The sequence below is a fragment of the Pseudomonas sp. B111 genome (genome assembly GCF_026428275.1).
Lineage (GTDB): Bacteria > Pseudomonadota > Gammaproteobacteria > Pseudomonadales > Pseudomonadaceae > Pseudomonas > Pseudomonas aeruginosa.
The window spans coordinates 3,763,248-3,780,541 of sequence record NZ_CP097857.1; the positions used below are offsets into that span (position 1 = coordinate 3,763,248).

Consider the following 17,294-nt stretch of genomic DNA (forward strand, 5'->3'; position numbering starts at 1 on the left):
TCCGGGATTCACCGACAGGGGGTATCGACCTTTGCCTGTTCGCCCAAGGAACAGGCCGTCAGACGATGGGAGGCATGCCATGAACCGGCATTACTACATCAGCGACAACCTCGACGAGCTGGAACGGCTCGAAGCCGAACTGGAAGCCAGCGGCATCGCCACCGAGCAGATCCACGTCCTCAGCGAAAAGGACGCGGAGGCCGGCCAGCGCCATCTGCACGAAGTCTCTCCGTTCATGAAGAAGGATGTGGTCCGCTCCGGCCGTGTCGGCCTGTTGGTCGGCCTCGTCCTGGCCATCGTCGCCGTGGCCTTCGCCTATGCCAGCGGCTGGACGGAAACCGCCGCCGGCTGGATTCCGGTGATCTTCCTCGGCGCCGTGCTCTGCGCGTTCTGCCTGTGGGAAGGCAGCTTCTTCGGCCTGCAGCGCACCAACCGCGCCTTCCGCCCCTTCGAAGAACGCCTGCACCAGGGGCAGCACCTGTTCTTCGTCGATGTGAAGAACGCCCAGGAGCCGATCCTGGTCAACGTGGTCAGCCACCACCCGCGCCTGCAGGACGCCGGCACCGGCCCCGCGGTCTCTCCGCTGCTGCTGGGCTGGCAGCAACGCTGGCGGCGGTTCCGGCGGATGGTCTGAGCGGCGGGGCCTGCGCACCGCGCAGGTCCTGCGCCGTCCCTCCGGCTGCTAGAATATCCGGCTACCCGCCCGCCATCCCGGCCGGCGCGGCCCGTCAGGAAACTCCATGAAACTCGATAAAGCGGCAGCCATCGCACAGCTCAACCAGGCCTTGGGCATGTCCGTGCTGGATGCCGGCAACACCCTGCTCGCCCGCTTCAACAAGAGCAAGAACGTCTGGTGGTTCGATATTCCGCTCAGCCAACTGAAGGCCGGCAAGTTCCTCAACCTGCTGCTGGCGAACCCGGCCGGCGATGCAGTGGAGCACCTGAAGGTGCCCACCGGTTTCCTTCGCCAGCAGCAGGACAGCCTGGAACTGCGCGACAAGAACGCCCGCCGGCCGACCCTCAGCCTGGAGCTGAGCGCGGACCCCGGCAAGCGCCTGCGCGACGTCCGCCCCGGCGGCGCTGGCCTGGACTTCGCCCCGTTCCTCCAGCCCTGAGCGGAAACCTCAGCGCGGCAGTTCGATGCGTTCCGGGTGGATCAGGATCAGGCCTTTCTTGTAGAGACCGCCGATGGCCTTCTTGAAGGTCCCCTTGCTGACCCCGAAGAGCCGGTGGATATCTTCCGGCGAACTCTTGTCGCTGAGCGGCAGGCTGCCGCCGGCCTCCAGCAGCCGGGCGAGAATCTGCTGGCTCAGCTCGACGGCGGCCTCGGCGCCGACCGGCTGCAGGCTCAGGGCGATCTTGCCGTCCGCGCGCAATTCCTTGATGTAGCCCTGTTCGCGCATGCCGCTGCGGAGGTACTTGAACGCCTCGTTCTTGTGGATCAGGCCCCAGTGCTTGCCCTCGATGATCGCCTTGAAGCCCATCTCGGTACGCTCCACCACCAGCAGGTCGACCGCCTGGCCGACGCTGTAGCGCGGCGGCAGGTTATCCAGCTGGCGGTCCAGGCGCGCGGTGGCGGTGATGCGGTTGGTGCGCTTGTCCAGGTAGACGTAGACCACGCAGTAGTCGCCGACCTGCAACGGACGCTTCTCTTCCGAATGCGGCAGCAGCAGGTCCTTGGGCAGGCCCCAGTCGAGGAACAGGCCGATCCGGTTGATCTCCACGACCTTCAGGCTGGCGAAACCGCCGACCTGGACCTTGGGCGTCTGGGTGGTGGCGATCAGGCGGTCGTCGCTGTCCAGGTAGATGAACACGTTGAGCCAGTCGCCCACTTCGCTGGGCTGGTCCTTCGGCACATAGCGCTTGGGCAGGAGGATCTCGCCGTGCTGGGTACCGTCGAGATAGAGCCCGAACTCCGTGTGTTTGACCACCTGCAGTGAATTGAAGCGCCCGATGACCGCCATGTTGTCTCCCCCTGTCGAAGGGGCGGCATTCTACCGGGCGCCACGCAGGCGGGCGGAAGTTTTTGCCGGTACGCCGACGCCGCTCATCGCCTTGCCGGCCGTTCGCGCCGAAACATCCTGAACCACGCGGACATTTCCCAAATGCCGACTGTCTACTGGCAGTAAGCACAACGATGTTTCAAAATCGTGAACCCTAAAGACTTTTTTGGAACATCCTTATCAAGGATTCTCGCTGCCGCTCATCAGGAGTTCCTGTGCGTCCACTCAGCCGTTGGCTCTCATCTTGCGGCTCGCTTCTGGCGCTGGCCGCGCTGTTCCTGGTCGTTCCCCTCGCCGGCCGCTACTGGCTCGGCTGGTCGACGCCGTTCGGCTATCTCTCGGACCTGGCCCTCGGCAGCCTGCTGGTGCTGCTCCTGCATCGACGCTCCCTGTGGTTCGCGCTCCCGGTCATGCTGCTCTGGTGCCTGTTCCTGATCGGCAATGCCGAACTGGTCGGCGCGGTCGGGCGCATGCCGGAGCCTTCCGACCTCAAGTACCTGCTGGATCCGCAGTTCGTCAGCAGCTCCACCCAGGGCGGCGGCCTCGCCCACCTGCCACTGGCGCTCGGCCTCGGCGGCGCGACATTGCTTTGCGTGCTGCTCTGGCGCCGCCGCGGTCCGCGCCTGCCGCGCTATGCCTACGCGCTGCCGGCGGCGTTCCTGGCGGCGCATGTCGGCCTGCAATACCTGCGTCCGAGCGATGCCGACCAGTGGCAGCAGTACAACCTGCCGCACAAACTGCTGGCCAGCGCGCTCAGCAGTGGCCAACTGGCGGTCGAAGACTGGCTCGCCGGCGACCGTCCGGACACCCCGCCGGACGTCGCCGGGCTCAACCAGCTCGACCTTTCCGGAACGCCGCTGCTGGCCGGCGGAGGGCGCGCGCGCAACGTCCTGATCGTGGCCATGGAGGGAATCCCCGGCGCGTATATCGCCGCCAACCGCGCCGCCATCAACAGCAGCTACCACGAAGCGCCGATGCCCAGGCTGAGTGGCTGGGCCGAACGGGCGATGACCACCCCGGACTACGTGCTGCACAGCCACCAGACCATCCGCGGCCTCTACGCCATGCTCTGCGGCGACTACAGCAAGCTCGACTCGGGCACGCCGAAGGGCGTCGAGCTGCTCAACAACCCGGCCCGGGCCAGGGAGTGCCTGCCCGCCCAGCTGCGCCAGCACGGTTTCAGCACGCACTTCCTGCAGGGTGCCGGCCTGCGCTTCATGGCCAAGGACAAGGTCATGCCGCAGATGGGCTTCGACAAGACCCTCGGGCGCGACTGGTTCCGCAACACGTCCTACCTGGAGTTTCCTTGGGGCATGGACGACAAGGCCTTCTTCGAGGGCGCCGCGACCTACGTGAAGCAGCTGCGCCAGCAGAAGAAACCCTGGATGCTGACCCTGCTCACCGTCGGCACCCACCAGCCCTACTCGGCGCCTGCCGACTACCTGGCCCGCTACCCGAACGCCAAGCAGGCCGCGGTGGCCTATCTCGACGACGCGATCGGCGCCTTCCTCGCCGACCTGGAGAAACAGGGCGTGTTGCGCGACACCCTGGTGGTGCTCACTTCCGACGAGTCCCACGGTGTCGACCAGGTGCGCCTCGCCTCGGCCTGGGGCTTCAACCTGGTGCTGGCACCGGAACAGGCGGCGCTGCCGCCGATCAAGAGCGGCGTCTACGGCCACGTCGACCTCGCCGCGTCCGTCCTCGACTATTTCGGCTACCGCGTGCCGGCGGGGATTTCCGGGCGCTCGCTGTTCCGCGACTACGCCAGCGGTCGCGAAATGATGTCCTACACCAACGGCATGCTGCGCCACCACGACGGCAAGGCCACCTTCGTCGAGTGCGATTTCCAGCAGGTCTGCCGGCGCTACCGCAGCGAGGGCTTCATCGCCGACGAAGCCGAGTTCCTCGGTCGCTTCAGCGGACGCCAGGCACGCCTGGTCAGCCAGCGCGCCGCCGTCCTCGACCACTCCGTGCAACAGGCCGGCCAGTTGGGCCAGGAGTTCCAGTTCGCCACCCACGAACGCATCCGCCTGAAGCCGGAAACCCACAACGACTGGACCGACAACCTGATCGGCGCGCAATACCTGGAGATGCCGAAGAACAGCAGGACCACGGTCACCCTGAAGATCCGCGCCTTGCAGATGGACCGCAACGGCGCCCGGGTGACGCTGAAGACCAAGGAGTTCGAACGCGACGTTCCCATACCGGTACCGGACATCCCGCGCCTGCTCAAAGGCAAGCCGCTGGACATGAGCTTCACCTTCGACAACCCGGAAGCGCGCAAGGCCTTCTCCTTCCACTTGCTCGCCGAGGGCCGCGGGATCATCGAGATCAGCGACTTCCACGTGGTCACGGCGGCCAACCCGGAACCCGTGGAAAGCCGCAGCCAGGTCGCCGAAGCGGCGAAGGAACAGCCGCTGCTGAGCACCCTGAAAAGCCTGTTCGCCAACCGCCCCGAAACCGAGGAAGCGGAACGCGCGGACGCCCCTCGGGAGCGCACCGTCATCCCCGAGCAGAAGGCCCTGATCCTTTCGCACTGACCGCGCCGGAGCGGCCCGCCCGGCCGCCGCGCGCTCCCCGCTGAACCCAGCGCCGTCGCTGGCGTCGAAGATTCGCAAGCAACCAGGCGAAACGGAGAACGGCATGAAGCACCTGGCATTCCTCGCCCTCGGCGGACTCCTGCTGGCGCCCCTGGCCGAAGCGGCCAGCTTCGATTGCGAAAAGGCTGAGCGAGCGGACGAAAAGGCCATCTGCGCGAACCGGGCGCTGAACGACAAGGACGTCGAGATGAGCGTCAAGTACCACTTCCTCCGCGGCCTGTTCGCCATGGGCGGCCGCGGCGCCATGCAGGACCGGCAGCAGGACTGGCTGCGTGAGCGCCGGCGCTGCGGTGGCGACACCGACTGCCTCTCCCGTGCCTACGCGCAGCGTATCGACGAGCTGGACAAGCAGTACGCGGGCATCGACAAGCCGCTCTGAAGCTAGCGTCCGCCGACGGCGAACTGCAGTTCCGCCAGGCGCGCATAGAGCGGGTTCTCGGCGATCAGACGGGCGTGGCTACCAATCGCCACCAGCCGCCCCTGGTCGATCACCGCGATGCGGTCGGCGCTCTGCACCGTGGCCAGGCGATGGGCGATCACCAGGGTGGTACGTCCGCTCATCAGGCCTGGCAGGGCCTGCTGGATCAGGTGCTCGCTTTCCGCATCCAGGGCGCTGGTCGCCTCGTCGAGCAGCAGCACCGGCGCGTCTACCAGCAACGCCCGGGCGATCGCCAGGCGCTGGCGCTGGCCGCCGGACAGGCCGATGCCGCCCTCGCCCAGGTGGGTGGCGTAGCCCTGCGGCAGACCCAGGATGAACTCGTGGGCATGCGCGGCACGCGCTGCGGCCTCGACCTCGGCGGCGCTGGCATGCGGACGGCCGTAGCGGATGTTTTCCTCGACGCTGCCGAAGAACAGCGCGGGGTTCTGCGACACCAGGGCAAAGCTGCGGCGCAAGTCGGCCGGGTCCAGTTCGACGATCGGCTGTCCGTCCAGCAGCAGCCGTCCCTGCTGCGGATCGAAGAAACGCAGGAGCAGATCGAACAGGGTCGACTTGCCGGCACCGGAAGGTCCGACCAGGGCCAGGGTTTCCCCCGGTTCGACGGCCAGGCTGATGTCGTCGATGGCCCAGTGTTCGGGACGGGTCGGATAGGCGAAGCGCACCGCCTGCAATTCGATCCTCCCGCTCACCCGCGCCGCCAGCTTGCGTGGTTGCGCTGGCGGGCGGATCTCGCTGCGCGCCCTGAGCAGCTCGGCGATGCGCTCTGCGGCGCCGGCAGCGCGCTGCAATTCGCCGATCACCTCGCTGAGGGTGCCGAAGGCCATGCCGACGATCAGGCTGTAGAAGACGAACGCGGCCAGTTCGCCGGCCGAGATGCTGCCGGCGATCACGTCGCGGCCGCCGACCCAAAGCATGATGCCGACTGCGCCGAGCACCAGCACGATCACCACGGTGATCAGCCAGGCGCGCTGGGCGATGCGCTTGCGCGCGGTGTCGAAGGCGCGTTCGACGGTGCCGGCGAAGCGCTGGCGATCCTGCGCCTGGTGGTTGTAGGCCTGCACGGTCTTGATCTGGCCGAGGGTTTCGCCGACGTAGCTGCCGACGTCGGCCACCCGGTCCTGGCTTTCCCGCGACAGGCTGCGTACGCGGCGGCCGAACAGCAGGATCGGGGCGATCACCAGCGGCAATGCCAGCACCACGATGCTGGTCAGCTTGGCGTTGGTGACGAACATCAGCAGCACCCCGCCGACCAGCATCAGGGCATTGCGCAGGGCCATCGACAGCGAGGAACCGATCACCGTCTGCAGCAGCGTAGTGTCGGCGGTCAGGCGCGACTGGATCTCGGAGCTACGGTTGGTTTCGTAGAAACCGGGATGCAACTCGATCAGGTGGTCGAACACGCGCTTGCGGATATCGGCGACGAAGCGCTCGCCGATCCAGGACACCAGGTAGAAGCGCACGAAGGTGCCCACGGCCAGGCCGAGCACCAGCACGAAGAACAGCAGGATGTAGCGATTGAGCAATTCGGGCGAGGCGGTGAGGAACCCCTGGTCCACCAGCAGGCGGATGCCCTGGCCCAGGGACAGGGTGATCGCCGCGGTGAACAGCAACGCCACCAGGGCCCCGAGCATGCGCCAGCGGTAAGGCGCCATGAAGCGCCAGGCCAGGCGCAGGGCGATACGTTGGCGGGAGGAGAGAATGGCTGGCATGCGGCGCTCGCTCGGCGGCTGGGGTTCCGCAGGTTAGCACCGGGAACGCAGCGAGGCGATGCATGCCCCGGCCGGCAGCGCGATGATATCGACGTATATATCCGGGCAACTTAGCCGATAACTAATCGTGAACTTTTCATTATTCTCGATATAGGCGAGTTAGAGCCCCGGAGAACTTTCTCGCTCAATTAGTGCAAACATTGGAATTCATGCCGGGATGCGCGAAGGAGTTATCCACCTGGCGGTATCCTGCGTCGCCCGGGGTCGGCGGGACATCCAGCCGCGGAGACCTCGAGCAGTTCGCCGCCGGCTCGCCAATGCCGCAGCGCCTCGCTCGGGTATTGCCTAACGGACTTTATAGAAAACAGCAGGTTACGTCCGAAATCTGATCGACAATATTCAAGATGAAATAAAACGCCGCTTCGGTTATAATGAACGGCCATATTTAATGCAGAGACAGGTCCCCGGATATGGCCATCATGAAGAAAACCGTCGCGCCGAAAGCCGCCAAGCCGGCTCCCGCGGTCGAAACCCGCGAATCCATCGAAGCGCAGGTCGCCGCCTTCCTCCAGGCCGGCGGCGAGATCCAGAAGATCGCCAAGGGCGTCAGCGGCCAGGTCTACGGCCCGTCGCGGCAGATCACCATCAGCAAGAAGCGCTGATCGCCCGCCCCTCGCCGGGGACTACGAAGGGGATGGCAGGCCGGCACGCAGATGTGCCACGCTCCATCCCCTTTTTCATTGCCTGAATCCCGAGCCCTTCATGCCTGGCCATCCCGATCCACTGCACGGCGTCACCCTGGAAAAACTGCTCACCGAACTGGTCGCCCACCACGGCTGGGCGGAGCTTGGCAAACGGGTCGACATTCGTTGTTTCAGGAACGACCCGAGCATCAAGTCCAGCCTCGCCTTCCTGCGCAAGACGCCCTGGGCCCGGGAAAAGGTCGAGGCGCTCTACGTCCAGCTCAAGCGCAACCAAGGCTGAAGGCTAGCGCGCCAACCCCAGGCGCAGCAATTGCCCGTCCTTCTGGTCGGTGAGCAGGTAGAGATAGCCGTCCGGGCCCTGCCGCACGTCGCGGATGCGCACCCCGAGATCGCCCAGCAGGCGCTCTTCGTGGACGACCCGGTCGCCATCCAGTTGCAGGCGGATCAGTTCCTGCGTCGCCAGCGCGCCGATGAACAGGTTGTGCTGCCAGGCCGGGAAGCGCTGCGCATCGTAGAACGCCATGCCGCTGATCGCCGGCGACTTCTCCCAGACATGGTGCGGCGCCTCGGTACCGTCGACGGCCTTGCCCCTGGCTTCGGGGATCGGCAGCAGGGTGTAGTTGATTCCATGGGTCGCCAGCGGCCAGCCGTAGTTCCCGCCGGCCTGGGGTATGTTGATCTCGTCGCCGCCGCGCGGGCCGTGCTCGTGGGTCCAGAGCTGGCCGGTCCAGGGATTCAGCGCGGCGCCCTGCTGGTTGCGGTGGCCATAGCTCCAGATCTCCGGCCGCGCGTCTGTACGGCCGACGAAGGGATTGTCCTTGGGAACGCCGCCGTCCGGATACAGGCGGACGATCTTGCCCTGCAACTTGTCCAGGTCCTGCGAGGTGCTGCGCTGGTTGTTCTCGCCGAGGGCGATGAACAGGTGGCCCTTGCCGTCGAAGACCAGGCGCGAGCCGAAGTGATGGCCGCTGGAAAGCTTCGGCAACTGCCGGAAGATCACGTGGAAGCCCTCCAGCCGTCGCTTGTCCGCCGATAACCGGCCGCGTCCCGCCGCCGTTCCGGCGCGGCCGTCCTCGCCGGCCTCGGCATAGGTCAGGTAGACCAGCCGGTCCTCGGCGAACCCCGGCGACAAGGCGACGTCGAGCAGGCCCCCCTGGCCGCTGGCGAAGACCCTGGGTACGCCTTCCAGCGGCGCCGACAACTGGCCCTCGGGACTGACGAAACGCAAGCTGCCGGGCCGCTCGGTGACCAACATGCCCTGGTTGTCCGGCAGGAAGGCGACGGCCCAGGGATAGGCCAGACCGCCAACCACCGGGGTGACCTCGACGGCGCCCAGCTCGCTGTCGTGGCGACCGGCGTCCACCGCCTCGGCCGACGGGGCGAGCAGTGCGACAGCGCTCAGCAGGATGGCATTCAAAGACAGGCCCGGCATGCGTTCTCTCCTTCCCAAGCAAAAACACCACTCTAGTCGCAGATCCGCCGCGCCTGGCGGTCCGCACACGGGCTGTAACAAACCCGCCCCTCAAAGCAAGGCGACCATTTCCTTGAGGGTCACCGCCCAGGTGCCCTTGGCATTGATATAGCGATAGCCGAACCGGGAACCGTGCGCCTCGCTGGTGATCACCGCGTTCCAGGCCTGCCCGCGCGGCAGGTCGTGGGCCGGGTCGAGGAGCAGGAAGGCGCGCTCGCTCATGCCGATGGCCAGGCCCCAGTGGCGGATATCGCTGCCCTTGCGGCCGTGGAAACCGAGCACTACCGGAAAGCCGGCCTCCAGGTATTCGCGGGTGTGCCGGACCAACCTACGCCCCTCGCCCTTGAGGGCGAAATGCTCGGTATCGTTGATCTCGGCCAGCAGCTCCAGCAGGTCGACGCCGGTGGTGCCGACGCGCAGCAGCGGGCCGTGCTGGTCCAGCGCCTTCATCAGGCGCCCGTAGCGACTGCGACTGTCGACCCGCTCCAGGCCCTTGGCCTGGCGCCGGCGCAGTTGGCCGCGGACCAGCATCGCCATGACCAGGCAGTAGGGCCCGCAGGCGCCGTCCATGTCGCCCTGGCGCAGATGGACCTTGTCGCCATTGGCGTTGCACAGGCCGCCGCTGCCATCCTCGTCCAGGTCCCATTCCAGGCCATCGATCAGGCGTGACTGCATGAGGGTCTCCTCTCCGGTTCCTTAAGTTGGGACCGAGCGGGCGCCGAATCATTCCTCGGCGCCCATCGCCACAACGAGTAAACTGGCGGTCTTTCATTCCAGTAGCCTCGCCATGACCGACCCGATCCGCCTGTCCAAACGCCTCGCCGAACTCACTGCCTGCTCGCGCCGCGAAGCCGAGCTGTACATCGAGGGCGGCTGGGTCAGCGTCGACGGCGAAGTGATCGAGGAGCCACAGTTCAAGGTGCTCGACCAGCGCGTGGAGCTGCTGCCGGGCGCCCGCGCGGAAACGATCGAACCGGCCACCCTGCTGTTGCACAAGCCGGCCGGCTGGCGCCACGACGATTTCGAAGGTCTGCTCGCCGCGGGGCGGCGCTGGAGCGATGACCCCAGTCCCTTGCGAGCGCTGAAGAAACACTTCGCCCGCCAGCGTCCCACCCTCGCGCTGGACAGCGAGGCTTCCGGGCTGGTGGTGTTCAGCCAGCAGCACGGCGTACTGCGCAAGCTGGTGGACGACGGTGCACGGCTGGAGCAGGAATACCTGGTCGAGGTCGCCGGCGACCTGGCCGCCGGCGGCCTCGAGCGCCTGCGCCACGGCCTCGCCTACCAGGGCCGCAGGCTATCGCCGTGCAAGGTCAGCTGGCAGAACGAAAGCCACCTGCGCTTCGCCCTCAAAGACGTGCTGCCCGGCCAGTTGCGCTTCATGTGCGAAAGCGAGGGGCTGGAAGTGCGGAGCATCCGCCGCCTGCGCATCGGCGCGCTGTCGCTGGCCAGGCTACCGCTCGGCGAATGGCGCTACCTCGGCCTCCACGAACGCTTCTGAGCGCTCATTCGAGACCACGCAGGGCGCGCCCCGGCGACTGCCCGCAGACCCGCCGGTACATGGCGATGAACGCACTGTCGCTGGCGTAGCCCAGGGCGTGGGCGACCTCGGTCACCGAGCGGCCTTCGGCCAGGCGTCTCCGCGCTTCGAACAAGCGAGCCTGGGTTCGCCAGCGAGAGAAACCCAGGCCGGTCTGCTCGGTGAACAGACGCGCCAGGGTCCGCCCGCTGGCGCCGACCTCGCGTCCCCATGCCTCGATGCTCCAGCCCAGCGCGGGTTGCGCCAGCAGCGCCTCGGCCACCTTCAGCGCCCGCGCATCGCGCGGCATCGGCAGGCTCGCGGCGTGTGCCGGGGCGGTCGCCAGTTCATCGAACAGTGCGCGCAACAGCGTCAGGTGCCGCCCTTCCAATTGCAAGTCGGCTGCCCAGCCGGTCATGCGCAGGATCAGTTCGCGCATTAGCGGCCCGACCTCGAGGACCTGGACGCTGTCCGGCAGCTCGGCGAACGCCGAGGGTTCGAAGTACAGGCTACGGTAGGCGAAGCGCCCGTGAAGGACCGTGCGATGCGGCACGCCGGCCGGCAGCCAGGCGGCCTGAAGCGGCGTCAATTGGCAAATGCGCTCGGCGAAATACAGCGTGACGCTACCGGCCGCCATGTACAGCAACTGCGCGCGCCGGTGGCAATGCCAGTCGCTGCGGTGGCCGGTGCTGTCGACCTCGAGGCCGACCACCGGGCAGCGGGCGAGATCGGGATCCTCGACCCGTTCGTAGGGATAGCGCGGCACCTTGTCCTCTTCGCGATGTTTTCCGTCCTGACCGCAGCATTCTGCCAGGCGCAAGCGACCTAGGCTTGGCTCTTTTTTCCGGAGCCATCATGCCTGACCGTCCTCGCCCTCCCCTGCTGCTGGTGCTCGCCCTGCTAGCCCTGCCGCAAGTCGCCGAAACCATCCTTTCCCCCGCGCTGCCGGCCCTGGCCAGCCACTGGCGACTGGACGACGCTACCAGCCAGTGGACCATGGCGCTGTTCTTCGTCGGTTTCGCCCCCGGCATCTGGCTCTGGGGCTGGCTGGCCGACCGCCTCGGCCGGCGCCCGGCTCTGCTCGGCGGGCTCGGCCTGGCGGCCCTGGCGACCTTCGGTGCCTGGGCCAGTACCGACTATTCCTACCTGCTTGCCTGTCGCCTGGTCCAGGGCCTCGGCCTGGCGACCTGCTCGGTGACGGTGCAGGCCAGCCTGCGCGATGTGCTGCAAGGCACGGCGTTGATGAGCTATTTCGTCACGCTCGGCGCGGTGCTGGCCTGGTCGCCGGCAGTCGGCCCCCTCGGCGGCCAGTGGCTGGCTGACCTCGGCGGGCACCCGGCGGTGTTCGCCACCCTGGCGGTGCTGCTCGCCTCGCTGGCGGCGCTGGTCGTCCCGGCCTGGCCGGAAACCCGTCCGCTGCTGGCGGGCACGCCCGAGCCCGCGACCCTGGCGATCTTCCGACGGGTCCTGGCCGACCGACCGCTACAGACGCGCGCACTGCTGGTGGCGGTGCTCAATGTACTGGTGTTCTCCTTCTACGCCGCCGGGCCGTTCATGGTCGGCGACCTGCCCGGCCTGGGCTTCGGCTGGATCGGCCTGGCCATCGCCCTTGCCGGGAGCCTCGGCGCCTTGCTCAACCGACGCCTGCCGCACACCTGGAACAGCGCTCGCCGGGTACGCCTGGGCCTGGCGCTGGCGGCCGCCGGCGCGACAGCGCAGACGCTGTTGGCCGCCGGCGGATACGCCGAAGGCCCGTACTGGGCCCTGCCGGCCCTGCCGATCTTCGTCGGCTTCGGCGTGGCGATTCCCAACCTGCTGGGTCCGGCGCTGTACGCCTACGACGATTGCCGGGGACGCGCCGGAGCCCTGTTCGGGCTCGCCTACTACCTGCTGATCGGCCTCGGACTGGGCGCGTCCACCCTGCTACCGTTCGACCGTCCCTGGCCGCTGGCGGCGTACTGGAGCCTGCTGGGCCTGGTCGCACTGCTGCTGGCCAGGCGGCTGCCGGAATGAAAGCGGCGCCAGGTACGCCCGTGCAAACCGGACGACCGGCCCGGAAAGCCGGATAGGGCGGCCGTCGCGACGCTGCTATGCTGTGATGGCACAGCGCCCACGCGGACCCGCAGAACGTGGCCAGAACGACGCTCGAATCGATCCAGCACGCCATCGAGGTGAATTCGTCCCTGGCCCTTCCCATCGCCCTGGAGAATCTCTCGCGTCTGACCCACCTCGCGCTGCTGACCGTCCCCTTCAACCTGATCCACATTCTGGTGTTTTCCCTGAAGGACTTCCGCCCGGACCTCGGCCATCAGCTCTGGCGCCAGGAAATCATGTACGCCCATGGCGCCATGGCCCTGCTCTTCGGCGGCATCGGCCTGCTCGCGCTATGGCTGCGCCGCCAGCCACCCAAGCTGTGGCGCATGCGCCTGCTGATCCTGCTGGGCGGCGCAGGGATCATAGGCTTCGGCGTCGCCATCGCCTGCATCGACCAGCGCATCACCAGCAACATCACGCCGCTGCTGCTGGCCTGTTTCGCCTGCGCCATGTTCATCCTGATCCGCCCGGCCTACGCGGTGCCTTTCTACGGCCTGGCCATGCTGGTCTTCCAACTGGCGATGGGCTACGCCCAGGCCGACCCGCAACTGCGCCTGTCGAACCAGGCCAACGGCCTCACCGCGTTCGGCCTCGGCCTGCTGCTGTCGCTGATCCTCTGGCACGGGCACGTGCGCAACCTGCGCCAGCAACGCAAGCTGGAGTTGCAGCGGCAGGAGCTGGAGGAGAAAAATCGCCAGTTGGAGTACCTGGCCGGTCACGACCCGCTGACCGGCCTGTTCAATCGTCGCGAATTCGACCAGCTGGTGCTCATGGAACTCGCGCGCATCGCTCGCCAACCGCAGCCGCTGAGCCTGCTGATGGTCGACCTGGATCACTTCAAGTACATCAACGACCGCTATGGGCACCCCTTCGGCGACGAGGTCATTCGCCATGCCGCCAACCTGCTGCGCGGCAATACCCGTAGCAGCGACAGCGTGGCGCGCCTGGGCGGGGAAGAATTCCTCCTGCTCCTGCCCGACACCGCCGAGCAGCAGGCTCGCAGCCTTGCGGAAAAACTCCGCGAACGCCTCGAAGGTACCCCGCTGGCGACGCAGGACGGCGTGCTCTGCCTGACCGCCAGCTTCGGCGTGGCCAGCCTCGACGGAGGCGGCCAGGCCAGCTACGAGCAGCTCTACAGCGCCGCCGACCAGGCTCTCTACCGGGCCAAGAGCAGCGGTCGCAACCGGGTCGAAGTGATTCGCCTGGCCAGCCTCGCGGAAAGCCTGCGGTAACAATTGATCGGCCGGCCCTGACGAGCGGTCGGTCAGCCGCCCGAACCTTGGTTAAGATGGTCCGTGGCGCTCTAGCTCGCCGCTCTTCCTGCCCTTCCGACCTGCCCGACCTCGCCCGGCCCCATGCCGCGGCCTTGCCGTTGGCGTCGTGCGGGAAGACCGGCGCAGCGCCGTTGTCCGCATTACCAGGGGAGAACCATGCTCAAGCACCTGCTCGTGCTCACCTGTGCCCTGCTCGCCAGCTCCTCGGCCCTGGCCCAGGTGATGGCCCGCGACCTGGGCGATTTCGAACTCAAGCTGGCCACCAGTCCGACCCGCAGCATGGCCCAGGGCCTGGTCACCCCGGGCAGCTCCGGCAGTTTCCACGGCGGCCTCGACCTAAGCCACGAAAGTGGCTGGTACATCGGCAACTGGACCTCCAACCTCGACCCCGGCAAGCCCACCGAGATCGACTCCTACGCCGGCTTCAAGCGCCCGCTGAACAACCGCCTGGGCTACGAAATGGGCCTGATCCGCTACAGCCGCCCGGAGCAGCCGGCCAACGACGCAGCCGAACTCTACGGCGGCCTGTCGATCTTCGGCAGCCGGCTCGGCGCGGCCCTGAGCAGCGACCCGGGGCGCAACGACACCACCCTGTTCGCCGACCTCGGGGTCAACCCGCCGTTCGGTTTCGACGTCACCCTGAAGTACGGCAACCATCGCCTGGACAACCCGGCGAGCCTCAGCGGCGGGGGCTACGTGAGCGTCTTCAACGACTGGTCGGTGAACCTCTCGCGGCCCTGGCTGGGCATCGACCTGAACCTGTCCTACAGCGGCACCAGCCTGACCGGCAGCGATTGCAGCGCCTACTCGGGACACAACAGCTACTGCGACACCACGTTCATGCTGAAGGCGTCGCGTCCGTTCTTCTGAGTCGTCAGTCGTCCTGGCGGCGGGTACGCTGGGCGAGTTCGTCGAGCTGTTTCTGCTCGCGCTTGTCCTCGGCCTGGCGCGCCTCTTCCAGGTAGCGCTCGACCAGCTTGCGCAGCCCTTCCAGGCGGGCGTATCTCTCCTGCCAGTTGAGCCGCGCCTTGTCCACCGCCTCGCGGTGCCAGGTCACGCTGATGGCCTGCTGGGCGACGGCGGTCTCCAGTTGCGAGAGGAAGCGCTGGTAGTTCATCAGCCACTGGCCGCTGACGCCCTTCTGGCCCTGGCTGATCCATTGCTGCTGGTAGTCGTTGCGGTAGCGTTCCAGCTCCGCCAGCTTCTGCTGTGCCGCGAGCAATTGCTGCTGGCACCTGCCCAGCTGGGTCGCGGCATCCCGCTCGGCCTTGCTGGCCATGTCCACCACCGGCGCCAGCCGCGCCGCACGCTTCTCCATGCCTCAGGGCGCCTCAGGCCTGCCCGCCGGCGAGCAGGCTCGCCAGCCGCGCACGGCTTTCCGCCAGGCTTTCGCTTTCGTCGAGGCCCTGGCGCAGGAACTGGCGCATGACCGGGAAGCGCGCGATGGCCAGGTCGGTCTCGGGATCGCCGCCGGCCACGTAGGCACCGACGCTGATCAGGTCGCGACTCTGCTGGTAGCGCGACCAGAGCTGCTTGAAGCGCTGGGCGTCGCGCAGGTGCTCGGCCTCGACCACCTGCGGCATCACCCGGCTGATCGAAGCTTCGATATCGATGGCCGGATAGTGGCCTTCCTCGGCCAGCCGCCGGGACAATACGAAGTGCCCGTCGAGCACGCCGCGAGCGGCGTCGGCGATCGGGTCCTGCTGGTCGTCGCCCTCGGAGAGCACGGTGTAGAACGCGGTGATCGAGCCGCCACCGGCTTCGGCATTGCCGGCGCGTTCCACCAGCTTCGGCAGCTTGGCGAACACCGATGGCGGATACCCCTTGGTCGCCGGTGGCTCGCCGATGGCCAGGGCGATCTCGCGCTGGGCCTGGGCGTAGCGGGTCAGCGAGTCCATCAGCAGCAATACGTTCTTGCCCTTGTCGCGGAAGTACTCGGCGATCCGCGTGCAGTATTGCGCGGCGCGCAGGCGCATCAGCGGCGCGTCGTCGGCCGGCGAGGCGACCACCACGGAGCGCTTGAGGCCCTCCTCGCCGAGGATCTCGTCGATGAACTCCTTCACCTCGCGGCCCCGCTCGCCGATCAGACCGACGACGATGATGTCGGCCCTGGTGAAACGGGTCATCATCCCCAGCAGCACCGACTTGCCCACCCCGGTACCGGCGAACAGGCCGAGGCGCTGGCCGCGGCCGACCGTGAGCAGGCCATTGATCGAGCGGATGCCGACGTCGAGAGGTTCGCTGATCGGGTGGCGCTTGAGCGGGTTGATCGTCGGGCCGTCCATCGGCACCCAGTCTTCGGCGCGCATCCCGCCCTTGCCGTCGAGGGCGCGGCCGGCGCCGTCGAGCACCCGGCCGAGCATCGACATGCCCATCGGCAGGCGCCCGGTGTCCGGCAGCGGCACGACCCGCGCGCCAGGCGCGATGCCGGCGAGGCTGCCAACCGGCATCAGGTACACCTTGCTACCGGAAAAGCCCATCACTTCGGCCTCCACCTGCACCGGGTGGTAGCCGCTTTCGTTTATCACGTTGCAGCGGCTGCCGACCGCGGCCTGCAGGCCTTCGGCTTCGAGGGTCAGGCCGACCATGCGCAGCAGGCGGCCCTCGACCACCGGCTGCGCCGGCAGCGAGACAGCCTCGGTGTAGCCCTCCAGGCGCCTGGCGAAACTGGTTCGCTCAAGGCGCATCGACGTCTCCGGGGGCGTCGAGGTCGATCCGGATGTCGCTGGCCAGCGGATGGGTCGCCTGTTCGCGCTGTTGCTCGAACAGTTGCTTCACTGCCTGCGCCAGGCGCGTCTCGATGGTCGCGTCGATGCGACTGTGCTCGGTCTCGATGCGGCAGCCGCCGGGCAGCAACGAATCGTCCTCGAGAATCCGCCAGCTCTCTTCGTGGCGCTCGCGCAGCGCCTTGACCCGCTCGAAGTCCTGCGGGTTGACATGGATACGGATGTTCGCCGCGCCCATCGGCAGCAGCTTGAGAGCCTCGCGCAGGACCTGGCGGACATGGCTGGAGTCCATGTGCAGTTCGCGCTGGATCACCTGGCGGGCAACGTGGTTGACCAGGTTGACCATGCCCTGCTCGATCAGGGCGTCCTGCTCGGCGATGGGTTCCAGGAGCTGCGTCATCAGGCGCTCGAGACTTTGCAGGCGCTCCTTCAGCGCCTCCTCGGCTTCCTGCCGCGCCTTCAACTGGCCGGCGTGGAAACCGTCGCGCTCGCCGGTGGCGAAGCCTTCGTTGTAGGCGTCCTGGCGGATCGCCTCGATTTCCTCCAGCGTCGGCGGCTTGACGGTCTCCAGCTCGACCTCTTCCACCGCCGGCGGCGCCGGCGCGGGTTCGGCGACCGCGGGCACCTGCGGCGCGGCAACGGCCGGCTCGTCGCGCGGCTCGTCGAAGCTCGGCAACGACCAGAGGCCGAAGGCCGCCACGTCCTTGCCGCGGATCAGTTCGCTGGGATTGTCTTTGTCCTTGTCGTGGGGGACCACC

The 17,294-nt window shown here is 67.5% G+C and carries 18 protein-coding genes; 10 read left to right on the forward strand and 8 right to left on the reverse strand.

Annotated elements, in window-relative coordinates:
- The first annotated feature begins 79 nt into the window (after positions 1 to 79).
- Positions 80 to 634 carry a magnesium transporter gene (locus M6E97_RS17435; RefSeq protein ID WP_023095958.1) on the forward strand — a complete coding sequence of 185 codons (555 nt, stop codon included), beginning with the start codon at positions 80 to 82 and terminating at the stop codon, positions 632 to 634.
- Between the two features lie 106 nt (positions 635 to 740).
- Entirely contained in the window at positions 741 to 1,115 is a 375-nt protein-coding gene (locus tag M6E97_RS17440) for a hypothetical protein (RefSeq protein ID WP_003082252.1), read from the forward strand.
- A 9-nt stretch (positions 1,116 to 1,124) separates the two neighbouring features.
- On the opposite strand, the gene M6E97_RS17445 is transcribed toward M6E97_RS17440, so the two are convergent.
- Positions 1,125 to 1,964, reverse strand: a complete 840-nt coding sequence (locus M6E97_RS17445; protein WP_023092119.1) for a S1 RNA-binding domain-containing protein — start codon at positions 1,962 to 1,964, stop codon at positions 1,125 to 1,127.
- Between the two features lie 254 nt (positions 1,965 to 2,218).
- Here M6E97_RS17445 and M6E97_RS17450 point away from each other — a divergent pair, with 254 nt between their 5' ends.
- Positions 2,219 to 4,543 carry an LTA synthase family protein gene (locus M6E97_RS17450; RefSeq protein ID WP_003109109.1) on the forward strand — a complete coding sequence of 775 codons (2,325 nt, stop codon included), beginning with the start codon at positions 2,219 to 2,221 and terminating at the stop codon, positions 4,541 to 4,543.
- Between the two features lie 103 nt (positions 4,544 to 4,646).
- Complete coding sequence (locus M6E97_RS17455; protein WP_003086480.1) at positions 4,647 to 4,982, forward strand: lysozyme inhibitor LprI family protein; 336 nt, start codon at positions 4,647 to 4,649, stop codon at positions 4,980 to 4,982.
- A 2-nt stretch (positions 4,983 to 4,984) separates the two neighbouring features.
- On the opposite strand, the gene hcuC is transcribed toward M6E97_RS17455, so the two are convergent.
- Entirely contained in the window at positions 4,985 to 6,751 is a 1,767-nt protein-coding gene (hcuC, locus tag M6E97_RS17460) for a hydrophobic compound transporter HcuC (RefSeq protein WP_003086478.1), read from the reverse strand.
- A gap of 470 nt (positions 6,752 to 7,221) precedes the next feature.
- Between hcuC and M6E97_RS17465 the strand changes: the two genes are divergently transcribed.
- Together M6E97_RS17465 and M6E97_RS17470 are read left to right on the forward strand one after the other, a co-directional pair.
- Positions 7,222 to 7,413 (forward strand): hypothetical protein, encoded by a 192-nt coding sequence (locus tag M6E97_RS17465; RefSeq protein WP_003109112.1) that lies wholly within the window; start codon positions 7,222 to 7,224, stop codon positions 7,411 to 7,413.
- A 100-nt stretch (positions 7,414 to 7,513) separates the two neighbouring features.
- Positions 7,514 to 7,735, forward strand: a complete 222-nt coding sequence (locus M6E97_RS17470; RefSeq protein WP_003082243.1) for a VF530 family DNA-binding protein — start codon at positions 7,514 to 7,516, stop codon at positions 7,733 to 7,735.
- A gap of 3 nt (positions 7,736 to 7,738) precedes the next feature.
- On the opposite strand, the gene hcuB is transcribed toward M6E97_RS17470, so the two are convergent.
- Positions 7,739 to 8,887 (reverse strand): hydrophobic compound transporter HcuB, encoded by a 1,149-nt coding sequence (gene hcuB, locus M6E97_RS17475; RefSeq protein WP_015503341.1) that lies wholly within the window; start codon positions 8,885 to 8,887, stop codon positions 7,739 to 7,741.
- Positions 8,888 to 8,977: 90 nt separating this feature from the next.
- A complete protein-coding gene (gene hcuA, locus M6E97_RS17480; RefSeq protein WP_003086467.1) occupies positions 8,978 to 9,601 on the reverse strand; it encodes a hydrophobic compound transporter HcuA in 624 nt (207 codons plus the stop codon).
- A 112-nt stretch (positions 9,602 to 9,713) separates the two neighbouring features.
- Between hcuA and M6E97_RS17485 the strand changes: the two genes are divergently transcribed.
- A complete protein-coding gene (locus M6E97_RS17485) occupies positions 9,714 to 10,424 on the forward strand; it encodes an rRNA pseudouridine synthase (protein WP_003086466.1) in 711 nt (236 codons plus the stop codon).
- A gap of 4 nt (positions 10,425 to 10,428) precedes the next feature.
- Here the strand turns inward: M6E97_RS17485 and M6E97_RS17490 are convergent, their stop codons facing one another.
- Positions 10,429 to 11,208 carry an AraC family transcriptional regulator gene (locus M6E97_RS17490; RefSeq protein ID WP_024947639.1) on the reverse strand — a complete coding sequence of 260 codons (780 nt, stop codon included), beginning with the start codon at positions 11,206 to 11,208 and terminating at the stop codon, positions 10,429 to 10,431.
- Positions 11,209 to 11,297: 89 nt separating this feature from the next.
- On the opposite strand from M6E97_RS17490, the gene M6E97_RS17495 reads away from it, so the two are divergent.
- From M6E97_RS17495 to M6E97_RS17505, 3 genes are all read left to right on the forward strand, one after another.
- Complete coding sequence (locus tag M6E97_RS17495) at positions 11,298 to 12,455, forward strand: multidrug effflux MFS transporter (RefSeq protein ID WP_024947640.1); 1,158 nt, start codon at positions 11,298 to 11,300, stop codon at positions 12,453 to 12,455.
- 116 nt (positions 12,456 to 12,571) lie between these two features.
- Positions 12,572 to 13,768, forward strand: coding sequence for a diguanylate cyclase RoeA (roeA, locus tag M6E97_RS17500; protein ID WP_003086463.1), 1,197 nt, complete (start codon positions 12,572 to 12,574; stop codon positions 13,766 to 13,768).
- A gap of 198 nt (positions 13,769 to 13,966) precedes the next feature.
- A complete protein-coding gene (locus M6E97_RS17505; RefSeq protein WP_003086461.1) occupies positions 13,967 to 14,680 on the forward strand; it encodes a TorF family putative porin in 714 nt (237 codons plus the stop codon).
- Positions 14,681 to 14,684: 4 nt separating this feature from the next.
- On the opposite strand, the gene fliJ is transcribed toward M6E97_RS17505, so the two are convergent.
- Genes fliJ through fliH form a run of 3 tightly spaced genes read right to left on the reverse strand, consistent with a single transcriptional unit; the run spans position 14,685 to position 17,293 of the window.
- A complete protein-coding gene (gene fliJ / locus M6E97_RS17510; RefSeq protein ID WP_033939246.1) occupies positions 14,685 to 15,128 on the reverse strand; it encodes a flagellar export protein FliJ in 444 nt (147 codons plus the stop codon).
- Between the two features lie 13 nt (positions 15,129 to 15,141).
- Positions 15,142 to 16,497: a flagellar protein export ATPase FliI gene (fliI, locus tag M6E97_RS17515; protein WP_003086458.1), complete on the reverse strand. Its 1,356-nt coding sequence runs from the start codon at positions 16,495 to 16,497 to the stop codon at positions 15,142 to 15,144.
- Entirely contained in the window at positions 16,487 to 17,293 is an 807-nt protein-coding gene (gene fliH, locus M6E97_RS17520; RefSeq protein ID WP_003082217.1) for a flagellar assembly protein FliH, read from the reverse strand. Before fliH ends, fliI begins: the two co-directional genes overlap by 11 nt.
- Position 17,294: the final 1 nt, after the last annotated feature.